This is a genomic window from Bradyrhizobium sp. SMVTL-02 (assembly GCF_051853005.1).
Taxonomy (GTDB): domain Bacteria; phylum Pseudomonadota; class Alphaproteobacteria; order Rhizobiales; family Xanthobacteraceae; genus Bradyrhizobium.
On sequence record NZ_CP182469.1, the window covers coordinates 6,123,480 to 6,140,800 of the forward strand.

General features: G+C 66.0%; 15 protein-coding genes and 1 other RNA gene. 4 read left to right on the forward strand and 12 right to left on the reverse strand.

The annotated features are described in order from the left end of the window. Positions 1-157 precede the first annotated feature (157 nt). The 7 genes from murD to rsmH all read right to left on the reverse strand — a co-directional run bounded on the left by murD (position 158) and on the right by rsmH (position 8,838). Positions 158-1,555, reverse strand: coding sequence for a UDP-N-acetylmuramoyl-L-alanine--D-glutamate ligase (murD, locus tag ACNJYB_RS29270; protein WP_439370033.1), 1,398 nt, complete (start codon positions 1,553-1,555; stop codon positions 158-160). Positions 1,556-1,565: 10 nt separating this feature from the next. Continuing rightward, positions 1,566-2,669: a phospho-N-acetylmuramoyl-pentapeptide-transferase gene (mraY, locus tag ACNJYB_RS29275; RefSeq protein ID WP_130365024.1), complete on the reverse strand. Its 1,104-nt coding sequence runs from the start codon at positions 2,667-2,669 to the stop codon at positions 1,566-1,568. A 146-nt stretch (positions 2,670-2,815) separates the two neighbouring features. Continuing rightward, positions 2,816-4,195 carry a UDP-N-acetylmuramoyl-tripeptide--D-alanyl-D-alanine ligase gene (locus ACNJYB_RS29280; protein ID WP_439370036.1) on the reverse strand — a complete coding sequence of 460 codons (1,380 nt, stop codon included), beginning with the start codon at positions 4,193-4,195 and terminating at the stop codon, positions 2,816-2,818. Beyond that, positions 4,192-5,649 carry a UDP-N-acetylmuramoyl-L-alanyl-D-glutamate--2,6-diaminopimelate ligase gene (locus tag ACNJYB_RS29285; protein ID WP_439370037.1) on the reverse strand — a complete coding sequence of 486 codons (1,458 nt, stop codon included), beginning with the start codon at positions 5,647-5,649 and terminating at the stop codon, positions 4,192-4,194. Before ACNJYB_RS29285 ends, ACNJYB_RS29280 begins: the two co-directional genes overlap by 4 nt. A 64-nt stretch (positions 5,650-5,713) precedes the next feature. Beyond that, the gene (locus ACNJYB_RS29290) at positions 5,714-7,456 is read right to left on the reverse strand and encodes a peptidoglycan D,D-transpeptidase FtsI family protein (RefSeq protein WP_439370038.1); all 1,743 of its coding nucleotides are present in this window, start codon (positions 7,454-7,456) and stop codon (positions 5,714-5,716) included. Next, positions 7,453-7,845 (reverse strand): cell division protein FtsL, encoded by a 393-nt coding sequence (gene ftsL, locus ACNJYB_RS29295; protein WP_439370039.1) that lies wholly within the window; start codon positions 7,843-7,845, stop codon positions 7,453-7,455. Before ftsL ends, ACNJYB_RS29290 begins: the two co-directional genes overlap by 4 nt. 3 nt (positions 7,846-7,848) lie before the next feature. Then, entirely contained in the window at positions 7,849-8,838 is a 990-nt protein-coding gene (gene rsmH / locus ACNJYB_RS29300) for a 16S rRNA (cytosine(1402)-N(4))-methyltransferase RsmH (RefSeq protein WP_439370040.1), read from the reverse strand. 507 nt (positions 8,839-9,345) lie between these two features. Here rsmH and ACNJYB_RS29305 point away from each other — a divergent pair. Then, on the forward strand, positions 9,346-10,128 hold the full coding sequence (locus ACNJYB_RS29305) for an N-acetylmuramoyl-L-alanine amidase (protein WP_439370041.1): 783 nt from the start codon (positions 9,346-9,348) through the stop codon (positions 10,126-10,128). A 124-nt stretch (positions 10,129-10,252) separates the two neighbouring features. Here the strand turns inward: ACNJYB_RS29305 and ACNJYB_RS29310 are convergent, their stop codons facing one another. After that, the gene (locus tag ACNJYB_RS29310) at positions 10,253-11,485 is read right to left on the reverse strand and encodes an RNA polymerase sigma factor (protein WP_439370042.1); all 1,233 of its coding nucleotides are present in this window, start codon (positions 11,483-11,485) and stop codon (positions 10,253-10,255) included. Positions 11,486-11,507: 22 nt separating this feature from the next. Next, entirely contained in the window at positions 11,508-11,861 is a 354-nt protein-coding gene (locus ACNJYB_RS29315) for a YciI family protein (RefSeq protein ID WP_439375673.1), read from the reverse strand. A gap of 150 nt (positions 11,862-12,011) precedes the next feature. On the opposite strand from ACNJYB_RS29315, the gene rnpB reads away from it, so the two are divergent. Then, positions 12,012-12,489: RNase P RNA component class A (gene rnpB / locus ACNJYB_RS29320), an RNA gene on the forward strand. Between the two features lie 256 nt (positions 12,490-12,745). On the opposite strand, the gene ACNJYB_RS29325 is transcribed toward rnpB, so the two are convergent. Beyond that, positions 12,746-13,204: a DUF983 domain-containing protein gene (locus tag ACNJYB_RS29325; RefSeq protein ID WP_439370043.1), complete on the reverse strand. Its 459-nt coding sequence runs from the start codon at positions 13,202-13,204 to the stop codon at positions 12,746-12,748. A gap of 49 nt (positions 13,205-13,253) precedes the next feature. Between ACNJYB_RS29325 and ACNJYB_RS29330 the strand changes: the two genes are divergently transcribed. Then, positions 13,254-14,624, forward strand: coding sequence for a PLP-dependent aminotransferase family protein (locus ACNJYB_RS29330; RefSeq protein WP_439370044.1), 1,371 nt, complete (start codon positions 13,254-13,256; stop codon positions 14,622-14,624). A gap of 7 nt (positions 14,625-14,631) precedes the next feature. On the opposite strand, the gene ACNJYB_RS29335 is transcribed toward ACNJYB_RS29330, so the two are convergent. Next, positions 14,632-14,892, reverse strand: coding sequence for a hypothetical protein (locus tag ACNJYB_RS29335; protein WP_439370045.1), 261 nt, complete (start codon positions 14,890-14,892; stop codon positions 14,632-14,634). A gap of 221 nt (positions 14,893-15,113) precedes the next feature. Between ACNJYB_RS29335 and ACNJYB_RS29340 the strand changes: the two genes are divergently transcribed. Next, positions 15,114-15,857, forward strand: a complete 744-nt coding sequence (locus ACNJYB_RS29340; protein WP_439370046.1) for a sulfite exporter TauE/SafE family protein — start codon at positions 15,114-15,116, stop codon at positions 15,855-15,857. 30 nt (positions 15,858-15,887) lie between these two features. Here ACNJYB_RS29340 and ACNJYB_RS29345 read toward each other — a convergent pair whose 3' ends face one another. Then, positions 15,888-17,294: an MATE family efflux transporter gene (locus tag ACNJYB_RS29345; RefSeq protein ID WP_439370047.1), complete on the reverse strand. Its 1,407-nt coding sequence runs from the start codon at positions 17,292-17,294 to the stop codon at positions 15,888-15,890. Between the last annotated feature and the right edge of the window lie 27 nt (positions 17,295-17,321).

The window sequence follows — 17,321 nt, forward strand, 5'->3', positions numbered from 1 at the left end:
GATGGGAGCGAGCTACCCACCTCACATGCTCGTCATGCCCCGGCTTGACCCGGGCATCCAGTACGCCGCGGCCCATCGGCTCAAGCTCGGTCTCTGGAATTCTGGGCCGCCCGATCAAGCCGGGCGGTGACAGCGGAGAACGACGCGCCGACACGTCTCACACCACCGGCTTCACACCCGGCAGCGCCTGCACGACTTCGCGGAACTTGGCACCGCGGATCTCGAAGTTGCGGTACTGGTCGAAGGAGGCGCAGGCCGGCGACAGCAGCACGACGGCATCGGCAAGTCCTGAGGCTTCCGCATCGCGCGCGGCGTGCTCGACTGCGACGTCCAGGGTCTCGCTGATTTCGTGCGGGACTGAGCCGAGCGTTGCCGAAAACTCCTGCGCGGCTTCGCCGATCAGATAGGCTTTTCGGATGCGCGGGAAGAAGCCGGTCAGGCCAGTGATGCCACCCGCCTTCGGCTTGCCACCGGCGATCCAGAAGATATCGGCGAACGACGACAGCGCGTGCGCGGTGGCGTCCGCGTTGGTGCCCTTGGAATCGTTGACGAACAGCACGTTGCCGCGGCGGCCGACCTGCTCCATGCGGTGCGCAAGGCCGGGAAAGCTGCGCAGGCCGTTTTGCAGGACCTCGAGGCTGATGCCCATCGCGAGCGCGGCAGCTGCCGCGCAAGCCGCGTTCTGCGCATTGTGCAGGCCGCGCAGCGAGCCGATGCCGCCGAGCGCGGCGATCTCGCTGCGGGCGCCGCCCGAGGCGCGCACGATGTTGCCGTGCTCGACATAAATGCCGCTCGCGAGCGGATTCTTGACGGAGATGCGCACCACGTTCTTGCCGGCGCGATCGAGCCGGTCGGCGACATCGCGGCAAAAGCCGTCGTCGACACCGACGATCGAGGTACCGCCGGCTTGCACGCCGGCAACGAGACGTTCCTTCACCGCGGCATAATGCGCGAGCGTGCCGTGACGATCGATATGGTCCTCGCTGACATTGAGCAGGATGCCGACGGAGGGATCGAGTGAAGGCGTGAGGTCGATCTGGTAGGACGACATCTCGATGACGTGGACTCGGCCCATGCGCGGCGGCTCCAGCGACAGGATCGCGGTCCCGATATTGCCGCCCATCTGGGTGTCATATCCTGCGACCTTGGTCAGATGTGCGATCAGCGCGGTCGTGGTCGACTTGCCGTTGGTGCCGGTGATGGCGACGAACGGCGCATCCGGCGCGTGACGCCGGCGCTCCCGGCAGAACAGCTCGATGTCGCCAATGACCTCGACGCCGGCCTCGCGCGCCTTCAGCACGCTCCAGTGCGGCACCGGATGGGTGAGCGGCACGCCGGGCGCGAGCACGAGGGCCGCGAAATTCGTCCAGGAGACGTTGCGCAAGTCCGCGGTGATGAAACCGGCCTGCGCGGCCTTGGCGACATTCTCGGCATTGTCGTCGGCGGCGATCACCTCGGAACCGCCCGCTTTCAAAGCATGGCAGGAGGCGAGCCCCGAGCCGCCGAGGCCGAACACGGCGACCGTCTTGCCGGCGAAGGATGTGACGGGGATCATCGTGGTACCGTCAGCGCAGCTTCAGCGTCGAGAGGCCGGCGAGCGCCAGCATCACCGAGATGATCCAGAACCGGATCACGATCTGCGGCTCGGTCCAGCCGAGCTGCTCGAAATGATGATGGATCGGCGCCATGCGGAAGATGCGCTTGCCCGTCAGCTTGAACGACACCACCTGCACGATGACGGAGACCGCCTCCAGCACGAACAGGCCGCCGATCACCGCAAGCACGATCTCGTGCTTCACCGCGACCGCGATCGCACCCAGCATGCCGCCGAGCGCGAGCGAGCCGGTGTCGCCCATGAAGATCGAGGCCGGCGGCGCGTTGAACCAGAGGAAGCCGAGGCCGGCCCCCAGCAGCGCACCACAGAGCACCGCGAGCTCGCCGGTGCCGGCGACATATTTGATCTGCAGATAATCGGCGAACACGGCGTTGCCGGCGAGATAGGCGATCATCGCAAAGCTCGCGGTCGCGATCATCACGGGCACGATGGCGAGTCCGTCGAGACCATCGGTGAGGTTCACCGCGTTGCCGGCGCCGACGATGACGAAGGCACCGAAGATGACGAAGAACCAGCCGAAATGCAGCACCGTGTCCTTCAGGAACGGAATCGTCAGCGCGGTCGACGCGGGATCGCGGTTCAGCCGCACCAGCGCGTAGCAGGCGACCAGCGCGATCGCCGCCTCGATCAGCAGGCGCAGCTTGCCGCCGAACCCGGTCGTGGTCTGCTTGGTCACCTTGAGGTAATCGTCATAGAAGCCGACGAAGCCGAAGCCGAGTGTCACGGCGAGCACGATCCAGACGTAAGGGTTGAGCGGATTGGCCCACAACACGGTGCCGACCGTCAGGCCCGAGAGGATCATCAGGCCGCCCATGGTGGGCGTGCCCTTCTTGCTGAGATGCGATTGCGGTCCGTCGGTGCGGATCGGCTGGCCCTTGCCCTGGCGGATGCGCAAGTGGTCGATGATCCACGGCCCGAACAGGAACACGAACAGCGCGCCGGTGACGACCGCACCGCCCGTGCGAAAGGTGATATAGCGGAAAACGTTCAGGAGGGTGCGAAACGCACCCAGGCTCGGAAATGTATTGGAGAGCTCGATCAGCCAGTAAAACATTCAGACGGTCCTATGGCGTCTTTCGCACGCGGCCTTGTTCCTGACCCCGACGTGCCTCAAGCGAATTCGCTTCATCATGGGTCGGGCGACCTCCGGGACAACGGTGCCGCAAACGAGGGAATTGGGAACTGCGCCTTCCAAGCAGTTTACGCCTTTGCCTGCAAGGCGGCCACTAGGCCCGGCACAAACTTGTTGACCCAGAACATCTTCTTGCTGCCCTTGACAACCACGACATCGCCTGCCTGCAGCAGGCTTGCGACCTCATCCGGCTTCAGCGTGGCGGGATCGTCGTGCCAGCCGAGGCCCTTTCCCGATGGCAGCGCGTCATAGAGGTGGCGCATCAGGGGGCCGACGCAATAGACGCCGTCGATGCCTTCGAGATACCTGGTGAGGCCGGTGTGGTAGCTTGGTGCGTCATCGCCCAGTTCCAGCATGTCGCCGAGCACCGCGATGCGGCGACCGCCGGTCATGTGGCGCGCGTGAAGGCTCTGCAGTGCCGCGGCGACGCTGGCCGGGTTGCCGTTGAAACTGTCGTCGATCACGGTGATGCCGCCGACCGCCTGCTCGACGCCGCGGCCGGTCATGATGCCGACGCGGTCGAGCTTGATCGCGAGCGTCGCCGGATCGAGGTTGGCGGCACGGATCGAGGCGAGCGCGGCAAGCGCATTCTGGACGCGGTGCGGCGCGCCCGGCGTCAGGCTGAAGGCGATCTCCTTCTTGCCGATCATGGCCACGACCTGCCAGCTCTCGCCGTGCGGCGCGTGCGCGACCTCGTGCACCTCGGAATGCTCGCCGAAGCGCACCACCTTGCCCTTCCATTCCGACGCCTTGATCCCTGCGGGCAGCACCAGCACGCCGTCCTCGGGCAGGCCGAGGGCGATCGACACCTTCTCGCGCCTGATGGCTTCGAGCGAGCCGAGCTTTTCCAGATGCACCGGCTGAACGTTGACGACCAGCGCGACCGTCGGCCGCGTGAGTTCGCTGAGCCGCGCGATTTCACCTGGCTGGTTCATGCCCATCTCGACGACCCACAGGCTGGCGTCTGCCTTCGCATTGCACAGCGTCAGCGGCACGCCCCAGAAATTGTTGAAGCTGGACGGGCTGGCATAGGCGTTCGGATAGGCCGCCAGGAATTCCTTGGTGCTGGTCTTGCCGGCGCTGCCGGTGAGGCCGATCACCGGCCCCTTAAAGCGCACGCGTGCGGCGCGCGCGAGGCCCCAGAGACCGTCGATCAGCGTGTCCTTCACGACGATCTGGGGAATGCGGATGCCCGCGAGCTCGTGCGGCACGATCATCGCGACCGCGCCTGCGGCTTCCGCCTTGTCGGCGAACTCCCAGCCGTCGCGCGCGCTGGCGAAGGCCGAGATGAAGCCGCCGCTCGGCGTGCCGCTGAGGGCGACGAAGAGGCTGCCCGGCTTCACCAGCCGGCTGTCCTGGGTGACGAAGTCGATCGGCGTGTCCGGAAACGATCCGGCGGCGCCCAGCGCACGCGCGACCTCGGCAACCGTCCATATTGGCGCGCTCATGCAACCCTCGACGCTAGTGCGGCGGCGACCGCCTCGTGATCACTGAAGGGCAGCACTTCGCTGCCGACGATCTGTCCGGTCTCGTGTCCCTTGCCGGCGATGAGCAACGCATCGCCCTCTTCCAGCTCCTCGATCGCGACGCGAATGGCCTCGGCGCGGTCGCCGATCTCGCGCGCGCCCTTCGCTGTGGCAAGGATCGCGGCGCGGATCGCTTCCGGCTTCTCGCTGCGCGGATTGTCGTCGGTGATGATGACGCCGTCGGCGTTCTCCGCCGCGATCTCGCCCATGATCGGACGCTTGCCGACATCGCGGTCGCCGCCGGCGCCGAACACGACGACCAGCCTGCGCTTCGCATAGGGCCGCAGCGCCTGCAGCGCCTTCGCCAGCGCATCGGGCTTGTGCGCATAGTCGACGAAGATCGGCGCGCCGTTGCGCTCGCCGACGCGCTCGAGCCGGCCCTTGGCGCCTTCCAGATGCTCGAGGCTGGCAAACACGTTTGCGGCATCGCTGCCGGTGCCGATGGCCAGACCGGCCGAGACCAACGCGTTCTCGATCTGGAACTCACCGACCAGCGGCAGCCGGATCGCGTATCCCTTGCCGCGATGCTCGACCGTCAGCTTTTGCGAGAACCCCTCGACCACGGCCGCGGTGAGACGAATGCCCTCGCCTGTCCCATCGCCGTTGCGCCCGACCGCCATCACGCGCAGCCCGCGCGAGGTCGCGGCATCGATCGCCTCCGCCGAACAACCATGATCCGCCGAGATCACGGCAGCACCATCAGGCGGCACCAGTTCGCGGAACAGGCGGAGCTTTGCGGCGAGGTAATGCGCGACGGTCGGATGATAATCCATGTGGTCGCGCGAGAGATTGGTGAAGCCGCCGGCGGAGACGCGCACGCCGTCGAGGCGATATTGGTCGAGCCCGTGCGAGGACGCCTCGAAGGCGAGATGCGTGACGCCTTCGCGCGCGATCTCATCTAACTGCCGGTGCAGCGCGATCGGATCCGGCGTCGTCAGCGAGCCATAGACGGTGCGTTTCGGGGAGACGAGACCAATGGTTCCGATGCTGGCCGAGGCTTGCCCGAGCCGCTCCCAGATCTGACGGGTGAACGCCGCGACCGAGGTCTTGCCGCTGGTGCCGGTCACCGCGGCAATGGTCGCAGGCTGCGCCGGGAACAACTTTGCGGCCGCCAGCGCAAGCCCACGGCGCGGATTGGCGAGGGCGACGAATGGCACCTTGCAGGTATCAGGCGCGTGCTCGCCGACCACCGCGACCGCACCTGCGCCAATTGCGGCATCGATGAAGCGGGCGCCATCGGTCTTGCTGCCCGCGAGCGCGAAGAAGAGGTCGCCGGGCTTGACCGCGCGGCTGTCGAGCGCAACGCCGGTCACCTCGAGCGCCGCGACAGCGGGCTCGATCGCGGCATCATTGCTGAGAAGTTCGCGCAGCTTCATGGTCTTCCAGTCGACATGCCGTGCCGGAAAGCCGAATCGCAGCGGCAGCGGCCCACCCGGTTGATTACTGGGTTGTCCTGGATGCCGCAAGAATAAGGCGCTCCGCAGGCGAAAGGTCGAACCGCGGCTCGAGGCCCAAAAGTGGGGCGATCCGCTCGATCACCTTGCCGCCGGTCGGCACGGCGTTCCAACCCGACGTGATGAAACCGTGGGTCTCGGGCAGCGCCTGCGGCTCATCGAGCATCACCAGAACCTGGTATTTCGGATCGTCGCAGGGCATGATCGCGGTGAAGGAGTTCAGCACGCGCTTCTTGGCGTATCGGCCGTTGATGACCTTCTCGGATGTGCCGGTTTTGCCGCCCACATAATAGCCCTTCACGTCGGCCTGCCGCGCCGACCCGACCTCGGCATTGAGCCGCATCAGGAACCGCATCTTGTCGCTGGTCTCTTGCTTGATGACGCGCCTGGCCATCGCAGCCGCTTCCTCCGGGCTGCGCTTCATGAAGGTCGGCGGAATCAGATAGCCCCCGTTCACCAGCGCGTTGATGCCCATCACGGCCTGCAGCGGCGCGACCGACATGCCCTGGCCGAACGCGATGGTCACCGTGTTCAGTTCGCCCCAGCGGCGCGGGATCAGCGGCGCCGCGCTCTCCGGCAGCTCGGTGCGCAGCCGCGTCAGCTGGCCCATCTTGGCGAGGAACGCCTTGTGCGCCTCGACGCCCTGGCCGAGCGCGATCCGCGCGGCGCCGATGTTCGACGAGTAGGTGAACACTTCCTTGGTGTTGATGAAGCGCCCGAGCGGGTGGCTGTCATGGATGGTGAACTTGCCGTAGTGCAGGTTTCCGCGTGCATCCCACGACGAGTTCAAATTGATCTTGCCGGAGTCGAGCGCCATCGCCAGCGTGAACGCCTTGAAGGTCGAGCCCATCTCGTAGACGCCTGTGGTGAGGCGGTTGATGCGGTCGGGATCGTGCGCTTCCTTCGGGTTGTTGGGATCGAAGTCCGGCAGCGAGACCATCGCCACGATCTCGCCGGTCTTGACGTTGGAGACGATGCCGGAGGCGGCCTTGGCGTGGAACTTGTCCTTGGCCTTGAGCAGTTCGTCGCGCAGCGCGTGCTCGACGCGCAGATCGATCGAGAGCTCGATCGGCTTCTGCAGCCGGTCGGTGGCAAATCCCGCGCGGTGGAGATCGGCGAGGCCCTGATTGTCGAGCCACTTCTCCATGCCGGCGATGCCCTGGTTGTCGATGTTGACGAGACCGATGAGGTGGGCGACCTCGTTGCCGGTCGGATAGACGCGCTTGTTCTCGCGCAGGAAGCCGATGCCGGGAATGCCGAGCTTGTGGATGTCCTGCTGCTGCTTTGCCGTGACCTCGCGCTTCAGCCAGACGAAGCCCTTGCGCGTCTTCAGGCGCTCGCGCACCTCGGCCTCGTCGAGGTCGGGCACGGTCGCAGTCAGAAGCTCGATCGCCTCGTCCTTGTCGATGATGCGGCGCGGCTCGCCGAACAGGCTCGAGGCCTTGACGTCGGTGGCGAGGATCGCGCCGTTGCGGTCGACGATGTCGGGCCGCGCGGTCGCGACCACCTCCTGCGACGCCGCGCGGCGCGCGCTGTGCGCGTCGGCACCGATCGCGAACATCACGAGCCGGCCGCCGATCAGGACGTAGACCGAGGCGAAGGCGAGCATCGCAAGGCCGACTCGCGCCCGCGCCTTGGCGGCGCGATCCACGTTGCGCCCGTAGAGCAGGCTGCGGATCAGCCGCTGCCGCCACGGTTCGGTCGGTTTCGCAGGCGTTGCCGGTCTCATTGCTTGCCCTCGGACTGAGGCACGGAGCCCGTCACGGTGTCAGGATCGCTCGCAGCTTCGATGGTGTTGAGCATGGCCCCGATCGGGTCGGGCTCGCCGGGCCTGAACATCCGCGGCGGACGCTCGGGCAGGTTCTTCAGCGAGTCATATTGCGTGCCGTTGACCGGCTTGAGCGGCAGATGGCGCTCGGCGAGCCCTTGCAGGCGCTGCGGCGCATCGAGCTTGGCCCATTCGGAGCGGAGCGAAGCGATCGCGTCGCGCTGCTCGCGGATCTCCGCATGCAGCCGCAGCACTTTCTCGGTGCGCGCGGTGGAGTCCATCTTGATCCGGTAGACATAGGCCGCCGCGAAGATCAGCGCGCCGATGACGAGGAGGTGGATGATGCGCATGCTCTAGCCTCCTCTCATCACGTCGGAGAGTCTTGGCCAGGACGATTGCTCGCCCTCATCATGCGCGGGCGCATTCGTGCGCTCCGCGGCACGCAGCTTTGCGGAACGCGCGCGCGGATTGTTCGCCACTTCTTCTTCGCCCGCAACCACGGGGCGTCGGGTCAGCAACTGGAAGCTCGGCGCAGCTTGCGCCAGCTCGGGCAGATGCCGCGAGCCGCCGCCGCTCTTCGAGCGTTCGCCGAGCAAATTCTTGACGATGCGGTCTTCCAGCGAATGGAACGAAACGACGACGAGACGGCCGCCGGGCTTGAGCACGCGCTCCGCGGCGGCGAGCGCGGCCCGAAGCTCGTCCAGCTCCTCGTTGACGAAGATGCGCAGGGCCTGGAACGTCCGCGTCGCGGGATGGATGTCGCCGGGCTTGGAACGCACGATCCTGCCGATGAGATCGGCGAGCGCGCGCGTGGTCGTGAACGGGGTCTCCTGCCGGTCGGCGACGATGGCACGGGCGATGCGGCGCGACTGCCGCTCCTCACCCAGCTGATAGATGATGTCGGCGAGGTCGCCTTCGGAGGCACGCGCGACCACGTCGGCCGCGGTCGGACCCGTCTGCGCCATGCGCATGTCGAGCGGACCGTCGAGACGGAACGAGAAGCCGCGGCCGGCCTGATCGAGCTGCATCGAGGACACCCCGACATCCATCACGACGCCGTCCACGCCATCGACGCCTTGCGCGGCACAAACTTCGGCGAGGTTGGAGAAGCGGTCCTCGACCAGCGTCAGCCGTCCCGCGGCGCGCGCGACAAGCTCGGCGCCGCCTGCGATCGCGGTGCGATCACGATCGATCGCGATCAGCCGGGTTCCCGGGATGTCGAGGATGGCGCGGCTGTAGCCCCCGGCGCCGAAGGTGGCGTCGACATAGATGCCGCCTGCGCGCGGCGCGAGATGTTCGATCGCTTCGCGGCCAAGCACGGGAATGTGAGGAGCGGAACTCATGCGCCGCACCTGCCGAACGACCGTGACAGATCGGTGGCGAACCAGCCCATAACGCCTCGAATGATTCCGCGTCGCGGCGGTTCCACGACCAGGCCCCAGTCCAACATGGTTAACGAGCCCGGTGGTCCCAAGCGACAAACCCAGAGTTCCCAGCGGAATTTGTCGGGCAGCCATGGGATTTCGAGCCAAATACGCTTTGGCCGCCTCCGGACGCGGGTCGGCTCTTTCATCCCTCAGTAACGGCCCTTAGCGTTAAGAAAGCGTTGATCGGCTCGTGACAAGTCGAAATGGCGAGGCGGTGGTGATGCCTCATCCACACACCCTGTTCAAAATGCATCCGTTAACCGCGTCGCGCGATTGCGCTCGGCGGAGGGTAAAGGAATAGTAAAGAGACGGGCCCCGCCCACTCTCCTGTTCCGACTTGAGCTGCTTATGTCGCCCGGTTCGCCGTCTGGATCTGATTCGAAGCGTCAGCGCGTCCTCCCGGTTCCCAAGGCCGCGGCCAACATGCGCACGTTCGAGCCGGATTCCTCGATCGTCTCCGACATCATCCCCTCGCCGAATTATGGCGAGCGCAACGAGGGTCGGCAGCCGGACATGATCGTGCTGCACTACACCGGCATGCCCGACGTCGAAGGCGCGCTGGCGCGGCTGTGCACGGCGGGCACGGAAGTGTCGGCGCATTATGTCGTGCTGGAGGACGGCCGCATCGTGCAATGCGTACCCGAGGCCAAGCGCGCCTGGCACGCCGGCGTCTCGTCCTGGGCCGGCGAGGACGACGTCAATTCCTGCTCGATCGGCATCGAGATCGTCAATCGCGGTCACGACTGGGGCTATCCGGAGTTTCCGCTGCGCCAGATCGCGGCCGTGATCGCGCTGTGCCGTGGCATCATGCTTCGCCGCAAGGTACCGGCGCACCGGGTGCTCGGCCATTCCGACGTCGCCCCCGCGCGCAAGAAGGATCCCGGCGAAAAGTTTCCGTGGCATTCGCTGGCCAATTCCGGCGTCGGTCACTGGGTCACGCCCGCACCGGTCATGCGCGGCGAGACCCTGATGCTCGGCACCATCAGCGATGCGGTGCTGAGCATGCAGCAGGCGCTCGCAAAGTACGGCTATGGCGTTCCCCTCAACGGCAAATACGACGCCGCGACCATGGAGGTCGTCACCGCCTTCCAGCGCCATTTCCGTCCGGCGCGGCTCGACGGTGTTGCGGATCATTCCACGCTGTCGACCTTGCAGGCGCTGCTGGCGAGCCTGCCGCAGGACGGGACGACAATCGCGTCGAAGTGACGGCGTGTCTGCCACATCCTCCGTCATTGCGAGGAGCTCTTGCGACGAAGCAATCCAGACTGTCTCTGCAGAGGCAGTCTGGATTGCTTCGCTGCGCTCGCAATGACGGAGTGTGTGGCGACAGCTACCCCATCTCCCTCATTCGCCGCGCGTAGAGCCTCCGCAACGGCTCCAGCTGCGTCGCAGCCGTAGCCGCGACATACGCGGCCATCGCCTCCTCTGTCCGCCCTAACCGCCGCAACAGATCCGCGCGCACCGCGGGCAGCAGCTCATACCCATTGAGTCCGCCGCGCGCCGTGATCGCATCGACGAGATCGAGCGCACGCTCAGGACCGTCGACCATGGACACGGCCGCGGCGTGGTTCAGCTCGATCACCGGCGACGGATTGATGCGCAGCAGCACCTCGTACAGCCCGGCAATCTGCGGCCAGTCGGTCGACTCGAAACTCGGCGCGCGCGCATGCAGCGCCGCGATCGCGGCCTGCACCGCATAGGCTTGCGGCCGGCCGGGCATGCGCAGCGCCTCATCGACCAGACTCAACCCTTCCTCGATCTGCGCGCGATCCCAGAGCGTGCGATCCTGCTCTTCGAGCAGCACGATGTCGCCGGCCGACGTCTCGCGCCCGGCGCGGCGCGCATCATGCAGCAGCATCAGGGCGAGCAGGCCCTTCACGCCGCCGCGACCGGGCATCAGCCGGTCGAGCAGGCGGCCGAGCCGGATGGCTTCGACGGCGAGATCCGGCCGCATCAGATCCGCGCCTGAAGTTGCGACATAGCCTTCAGTGAAGACGAGATAGATCACGGCGAGCACGCCATCGAGCCGCGGCGCCAGCGCCTCACGCTCGGGCACCTCGTAGGGAATGCCGGCGAGCCTGATCTTCTGCTTGGCGCGGACCAGGCGCTGCGCCATCGCCTCCTCGCCGACGAGGAAGGCGCGCGCGACCTGCGCCGTCGAGAGCCCACAGACGGTGCGCAGCGTCAGCGCGACCTGGACCTCGGGTGCGAAGGCGGGATGGCAGCAGGTGAAGATCAGGCGCAGCATGTCGTCGTCGAGCGTTGCCGGCGGCTCGTCCGGGCCCAGCGCGTTCAGCTCGAGCTCATGCACCAGCGCCGGCTGCTTGCCGCGGAAGACAGCCCGGCGGCGGATGCGATCGATCGCCTTGTTGCGGGCGACATTGACCAGCCAAGCGCGGGGATTGTCAGGGATCTCGCACGCCGACCAGCGCTCCAGCGCCACCGCAAACGCGTCCTGCAGCGCGTCCTCGGCAAGATCGAAATCGCCGACGAGGCGGATCAGCGTTGCCAGCGCCCGCCCCGCCTCGTCCCGGAAGATGATTTCGATCTCGCTCGGAGTCATGCGTCGATGCGCGGCTTCGCCTTCACTTGTCGTACACCCAGATCGGCCGCACCTCGATCGAGCCGATGCGCGCGCTGGGAATCCGCGCCGCGATCTCGATCGCCGCATCGAGGTCCTTCGCCTCGATCAGATAGTAGCCGCCGAGCTGCTCGCGCGTTTCCGCAAACGGACCGTCGGTCGTCAGCGTCTTGCCGTCGCGCACGCGGACGGTCGTCGCGGTCGTGGTCGGCCGCAGGCGGTCACCGGCCTTGAAATTGCCACTCTGGATGATGCTTTGGGTGAAGGCCTGATATTCGGCCAGCATCTTCTGGCTGGTCGCCGCGTCGTTCTTCGCGTACTCGGCCTCGTTCTGGTAGATCATCAGCAGATACTGCATCGCTTCACTCCTGTTGTTCGGCTGCGTCGCCGACTTCCAGTCGAACGGGGCGCGCTCCAAACGACGTCTTCAGGATAAATTATTTTCGAGAACGCGTGCGCGGCGATCCCGGCTTGACGGAACCGTCACAAATGCTCCATGCGTTATCAGTCAGTCGGCCGGACGGCCGCTCCGGCAGGCGCCGAAAGGCCGCCGGGGAGGAAAGTCCGGGCTCCCTTGACATGCGGTGCCGGATAACGTCCGGCGGGGGTGACCCCAGGGAAAGTGCCACAGAGAACGAACCGCCCGCCTTCGCCCTTTGGGCTTCGGCGCGACAAGCCCGCGGGCCTGCCGTGCCGTAGCAGCGCAAGCTGCGTAGGCAGGTAAGGGTGAAAAGGTGCGGTAAGAGCGCACCGCGGCGCCGGCAACGGGGCCGGCATGGTAAACCCCACCGGGAGCAAAACCGAATAGGGACGGCGTAGCGGGCTGTTCGCGAAAGCGATAACGCCGCGGGGCGATGTCAGGCCCGCCGTCCGGGTAGGTTGCTCGAGGCCATGTGCAAACATGGTCCCAGAGGAATGGCCGTCACGTATCGTTCGCGCAAGCGGGCGGTGCCCTACAGAACCCGGCTTACAGGCCGGCTGATATTCTAAAGCGTTTTCGAGCGAAGTGTTTTCGGTTCGCGTGAAGAAAACGCATCTTTGCCAAGGAAGCAACGAGGGGTTCGATGCTAGCGCATCGGGCCCCTCACCATTTCGGCCCGGCTGTCGTTCCGGGGCTCGCGAAGCGAGAGCCCGAATCCATCGGGCCGCGGAGACGGAGGAGAAATGGATTCCGTGCTGCGCACGCCCTGGAATGACGGCCTGTGTAGCGGCCTCGCGCGCGATGTAAACGCTGCGGCGGCTTCAGGCGGCACGCGTATTCACTTTTGCGAGGACGAGCGCCCCGGCCTCGCGCCGCAGCTTGCTCGCCTCGAATCCGTGCATGCCGAGCTGCCATTGCAACCCGACGATGGCGCCTTTGGTCGGCTGCAGCAGCGCGAGCGACGAGAACAGCGTCACGGGCAGCCACACGGCCAATTGCAGCCAGATCGGCGGCGCGTAGGCGGTCTCGATTGCGAGGATCGCAGGCACGACGAGGTGGCCGACCACAACCATCACCAGATAGGCGGGAAAATCATCCGCGCGCTGGTGGAACAACTCTTCGCCGCAATGATCGCAAGCCTCGGCCACCTTCAGGAATCGACCGAACATATGCCCTTCGCCGCAGTTCGGGCACCTGCCCAAGAAGCCGCGCCACATTGCCTTCGTGAGAGAGACTGAACCGGTTGCCACGACCGCACCTCTTCCGTTTTGCTGATCCATACAATAATATACTGTATCCATACATTCAAAGAATATGGGCCTAAATTGCATGGATTGGACCCCTACAATCTCGGAGCTGAGCGGACCGCGGTACCAGCGCATCGTCGACGCCATGGAGGCCGACATCGCCGCAGGAAGGCTGGTGCGCGGCCAGCAGCTGCCGACGCAACGCGCGCTTGCCAAGGCCCTCGGCATCGACCTCACCACCGTGACGCGCGCCTACACCGAGGCGCGGCGCCGCGGCATCATGGAGGCCCGGGTCGGGCAGGGTTCGTTCGTTTCGGAGACCAGCGCGCGGCGCGCGGTCGACCTGCCGCATCCGGTGGCGATCGACCTCTCGATGAACGTGCCGCCGCATCCGCTCGAGGCACAGCTCGACGAACGGATCATCGCAGGGCTGGACGTCCTCCGTGGGCAATCGGGCCTGACCGCCTTCCTGAACTATCAACCGCCCGGCGGCAGCGCGCATGAGCGCGAGGTCGCGGCACGCTGGATGCGTGCACGCGTCCCGCATGCGCATGCCGACAGGCTGGTGATCTTTCCGGGCGCGCAGACCATCCTGTTCAACCTGCTCGCACACCTTGCACGGCCCGGAGACATCGTGCTGACGGAAGCGCTCACCTTCCCCGGCATCAAGGCCGCCGCTGCGCGGCTCGGCGTCAAGGTCGTCGGCGTCGCCATGGATGATGGCGGCATCCTGCCTGATGCGCTTGCAGAGGCCTGCCGCACGCACAGGCCGAAGGCCGTCTACCTCATTCCGACGCTGCACAATCCGACCACCGCGACGCTTCTTCCCGAGCGGCGCAGCGCCATCGCCAGGATCATCCGCGATGCCGACACGATCCTGATCGAGGACGACGCCTACGGGCTGCTCGATCGCGCGGCTTCGCCGATCGCGAACCTCATTCCGGAACGGACCCATCTCGCGACCACGCTGTCAAAATGCATCGCGCCGGCGCTGCGTGTCGCCTATCTGATGACGCCCGACAACGCTGCGCAGCAGGAGATGCGCGCCTCCCTGCAAGCGACGGTGCAGATGCCGGCGCCGCTGATGGTCGCGCTGGTGACGCACTGGATCGAGAGCGGCATTGCCGATCGCATCATCACCGCCATTCGCAACGAGGCGGTCGGCCGCCAGCAACTCGCGCAGCGGGCACTGAAGGGATTTGAGTTCCGGGCCAAACCCGCCGCCCACCATCTGTGGCTACGATTGCCGGAGAACCGGCCCGATGTCGCAGCGTATCTGCTGCGCAATGGCCTCGCGATCGTCGCCGGCGATGCCTTCGCCGTGGACGGAGCACCGCCGCACGCGGCGCGCGTCTCGCTGGGCGCGGCACGCAACAGGGCGGAGTTGACGGAAGCGCTACGCATCCTGGTCGGCGCGCTGCACAAGCCCGCCGACACCAGGCAGATCGTCTAACGACAATCTATTGATGATGGCGGCGATGGCGCGGGCGCACGACCGGCGCAACGGCTGACGGATAGGCCGCATAGGCCTCCCTCGGGATCACTGCCTCGCCACGGGCCGCGCGCCCCGCGGGCGTGAGCTGGCCGCCATTGAGCACATCGCGGTCGGGATGCGCGGCCTGATAGGCCGCAGGCTCGGAAAACTGCGCCTGCGCCAATGTCGGCGTCAGAGCGGCGGCCGATAACAATGCGGCCGCAACGGCAATGCTCAGGCGGGTCATGATCATGCTCCATCATCTCATCAGGGACGATGCGGCGTGACGCCCGGCAGGCCCCCAGGATTAAAGACAGGCGTGATGTAGGCGCCGCTTCGGCGAATGCCCGCCCCTGAGGATCACGCTTGCGTGCGGTTTTGCAATTGACCTTCCGGGCCGCATCTGTGCTATGCGCCGGATGACGATCAACCGTTCGAGATCGCCGCTAACGACAGGAAATGACAAAGGTGGAAACGTCCACTTACGCGCTGCTGCTGTTCGGCGCGCTGGCCGGCGGCTTCGTCTCGGGCCTTGCCGGATTCGGCACCGCGCTGATGGCGCTCGGGATCTGGCTCTACGTCCTGCCGCCCTCGCTCGCGGTGCCGCTGGTGCTGATCTGCTCGGTGATCGCGCAGACCTCGACGCTGCCGTCGATGTGGAAGAGTTTTGATCTCTCGCTGGTGTGGCCGTTCCTGATCGGCGGACTGATCGGCGTGCCGCTAGGAACCATGATGGTCGCCTCCGCGGATCCCAAAGTTTTCAAGCTCAGCGTCGGCGTGCTGATCCTGGTCTTTTCGAGCGCGCTCTACCTGAACAAGAGGCCGCTCGCCTTCAAGTTCGGCGGCCGCATCGCCGACGGGGCGATCGGTTTTGCCGGCGGCATTCTGGGCGGGCTGGCCGGACTGTCCGGGCCGCTGCCGATCCTGTGGGCGAACATCCGCGGCTGGAACAAGCACGAGCGGCGCGGCATCTTCCAGCTCTTCAACTTCACGGTGCTCGCCACCGCGCTGGTGTTGCAGACGGCGTCGGGCCTCGTGGCGTTCAAGGTGGTCTGGCTCGCTGCTGTCGCCTTTCCGGGCACGCTGATCGGAGCCTGGGCCGGCGCGCGCGTCTACCACGCGCTGAACGACAAGCATTTTGGCGATGTCGTGCTCGGACTGCTGTTTATGTCGGGCCTCACACTCGTTTGGAATAGTGTTGGCGCACACTGACGCGCACGCGAACACAACAATCAGCCGTCGCTATGCCGGTGCGCGCGCGTGAGGCGCTTCAGGCTCAGCCTCCATCTGCACGGGAACCTCAGCGTGCCGCAGCGGAGCCAGGCGCTTGCCGAACTCGCGGTGTAGCAACAACACGCTCAGCGCGGCCTGAAGCGTCGTTGTCGCGATCGACAAATACCAGACATGCTCCATCCGAAAGCCCGGCCACGTCGAGAGCCAGATCGACGGCAGGGAATAGGTGAGGACCCGCATTGCCGAGGTCACCAGCACGGGCTTGGTGTTGCCCAGCCCCTGGAACATGCTGGAGGTGGTGAAGATCAGCCCCTGCGCCACCATGTTGAACGAGACGATGCGCAGAAAGAGCGACGCAACTGCCATCGTCTCTCGATCATTCGAGAACCCGGCAAGCAACAGACCTGGCGCGAGCTGCGCGAACGTCAGGAGGACAGTCATCACCGCGGTCGCGACGAGCGCCGCCTTGACAAAGGTCTCCCGCACGCGCGCGCCATTGCCGGCGCCGAAGTTCTGGCCGGCGATGGGCCCCGCAGCCAGCGCGACGGCGAGCGCAGGCATCTGGATTAGGCCGAGGAGACGCGTGCCGATACCAAATCCGGCCTGCGCCGCCGGGCCGAAAACGCTGAGCACATAATAGCCCACAGCCATGATAATGAAGACCATAACGAACTCACCGCCAGCGGGCAGGCCGACATTGAGGATTCTCTTCCACTGCCGAAGCTGGGGCCGCCATTGCGCGGGATGAAAGGCGACGTAACGCTCCAGCTTCAGGAAATACGCGAGCAGCATCAGCACGCCGATGAAAACGGCAATCGAGCTTGCAAGGCCGGCCCCGGCGACACCGAGCGGATGCCCGGTGCCCCAGCCCGAGATCAGGATCGGCGCCAGCGCGATGTTGATGCCCACCGCGAGCGCCTGCACCAGCATGCTCGGCCGCACGATGCCGGTCGCCCGCAACGCGGACGCCATCACTTGCGTCGCGAATTGCAGCGCCAGTGCCGGCGTGAACCAGAGCAGGTAGATGGTGCCGGCTTTGACTGTTGCCTCGTCGGCCGCAACCGCGCGCATGTAGGGACGCGACAGCGCGAAACCCGCCACCAGTGTCAGCAGCCCGAACAGCACCGAAAGGACGGCCGACTGGTTGAACACCAGATTAGCATCGTCACGGTCCTTGCGGCCCACGGCATGCGCCATCAAGGCTACTGTACCGACGCCGAGCACCTGCATCAGGGCATTGACGAGAAAGCCGGCGTTGCCGGCCGCGGCCACGCCCGCGATCGCAGCCTCGCCCAGGCTCGAGACGAAATAGAGATCGACCAGCTGGCAGATCATGATCGAGATCATGCCGACCATGATTGGCGGGGCCATGGCCAGGACGTGTCGCACGATGGAGCCGTGTGTCAGGTCTTTCATCTCATTCCATCCTCAGGCCTCGTGACA

Bases quoted from the DNA above. Each gene is read 5' to 3' on its own strand.
- murD (WP_439370033.1), bottom strand. From the start codon at position 1,555: ATGATCCCCGTCACATCCTTCGCCGGCAAGACGGTCGCCGTGTTCGGC.
- mraY (WP_130365024.1), bottom strand. From the start codon at position 2,669: ATGTTTTACTGGCTGATCGAGCTCTCCAATACATTTCCGAGCCTGGGT.
- ACNJYB_RS29280 (WP_439370036.1), bottom strand. From the start codon at position 4,195: ATGAGCGCGCCAATATGGACGGTTGCCGAGGTCGCGCGTGCGCTGGGC.
- ACNJYB_RS29285 (WP_439370037.1), bottom strand. From the start codon at position 5,649: ATGAAGCTGCGCGAACTTCTCAGCAATGATGCCGCGATCGAGCCCGCT.
- ACNJYB_RS29290 (WP_439370038.1), bottom strand. From the start codon at position 7,456: ATGAGACCGGCAACGCCTGCGAAACCGACCGAACCGTGGCGGCAGCGG.
- ftsL (WP_439370039.1), bottom strand. From the start codon at position 7,845: ATGCGCATCATCCACCTCCTCGTCATCGGCGCGCTGATCTTCGCGGCG.
- rsmH (WP_439370040.1), bottom strand. From the start codon at position 8,838: ATGAGTTCCGCTCCTCACATTCCCGTGCTTGGCCGCGAAGCGATCGAA.
- ACNJYB_RS29305 (WP_439370041.1), top strand. From the start codon at position 9,346: ATGCGCACGTTCGAGCCGGATTCCTCGATCGTCTCCGACATCATCCCC.
- ACNJYB_RS29310 (WP_439370042.1), bottom strand. From the start codon at position 11,485: ATGACTCCGAGCGAGATCGAAATCATCTTCCGGGACGAGGCGGGGCGG.
- ACNJYB_RS29315 (WP_439375673.1), bottom strand. From the start codon at position 11,861: ATGCAGTATCTGCTGATGATCTACCAGAACGAGGCCGAGTACGCGAAG.
- ACNJYB_RS29325 (WP_439370043.1), bottom strand. From the start codon at position 13,204: ATGGATCAGCAAAACGGAAGAGGTGCGGTCGTGGCAACCGGTTCAGTC.
- ACNJYB_RS29330 (WP_439370044.1), top strand. From the start codon at position 13,254: ATGGATTGGACCCCTACAATCTCGGAGCTGAGCGGACCGCGGTACCAG.
- ACNJYB_RS29335 (WP_439370045.1), bottom strand. From the start codon at position 14,892: ATGACCCGCCTGAGCATTGCCGTTGCGGCCGCATTGTTATCGGCCGCC.
- ACNJYB_RS29345 (WP_439370047.1), bottom strand. From the start codon at position 17,294: ATGAAAGACCTGACACACGGCTCCATCGTGCGACACGTCCTGGCCATG.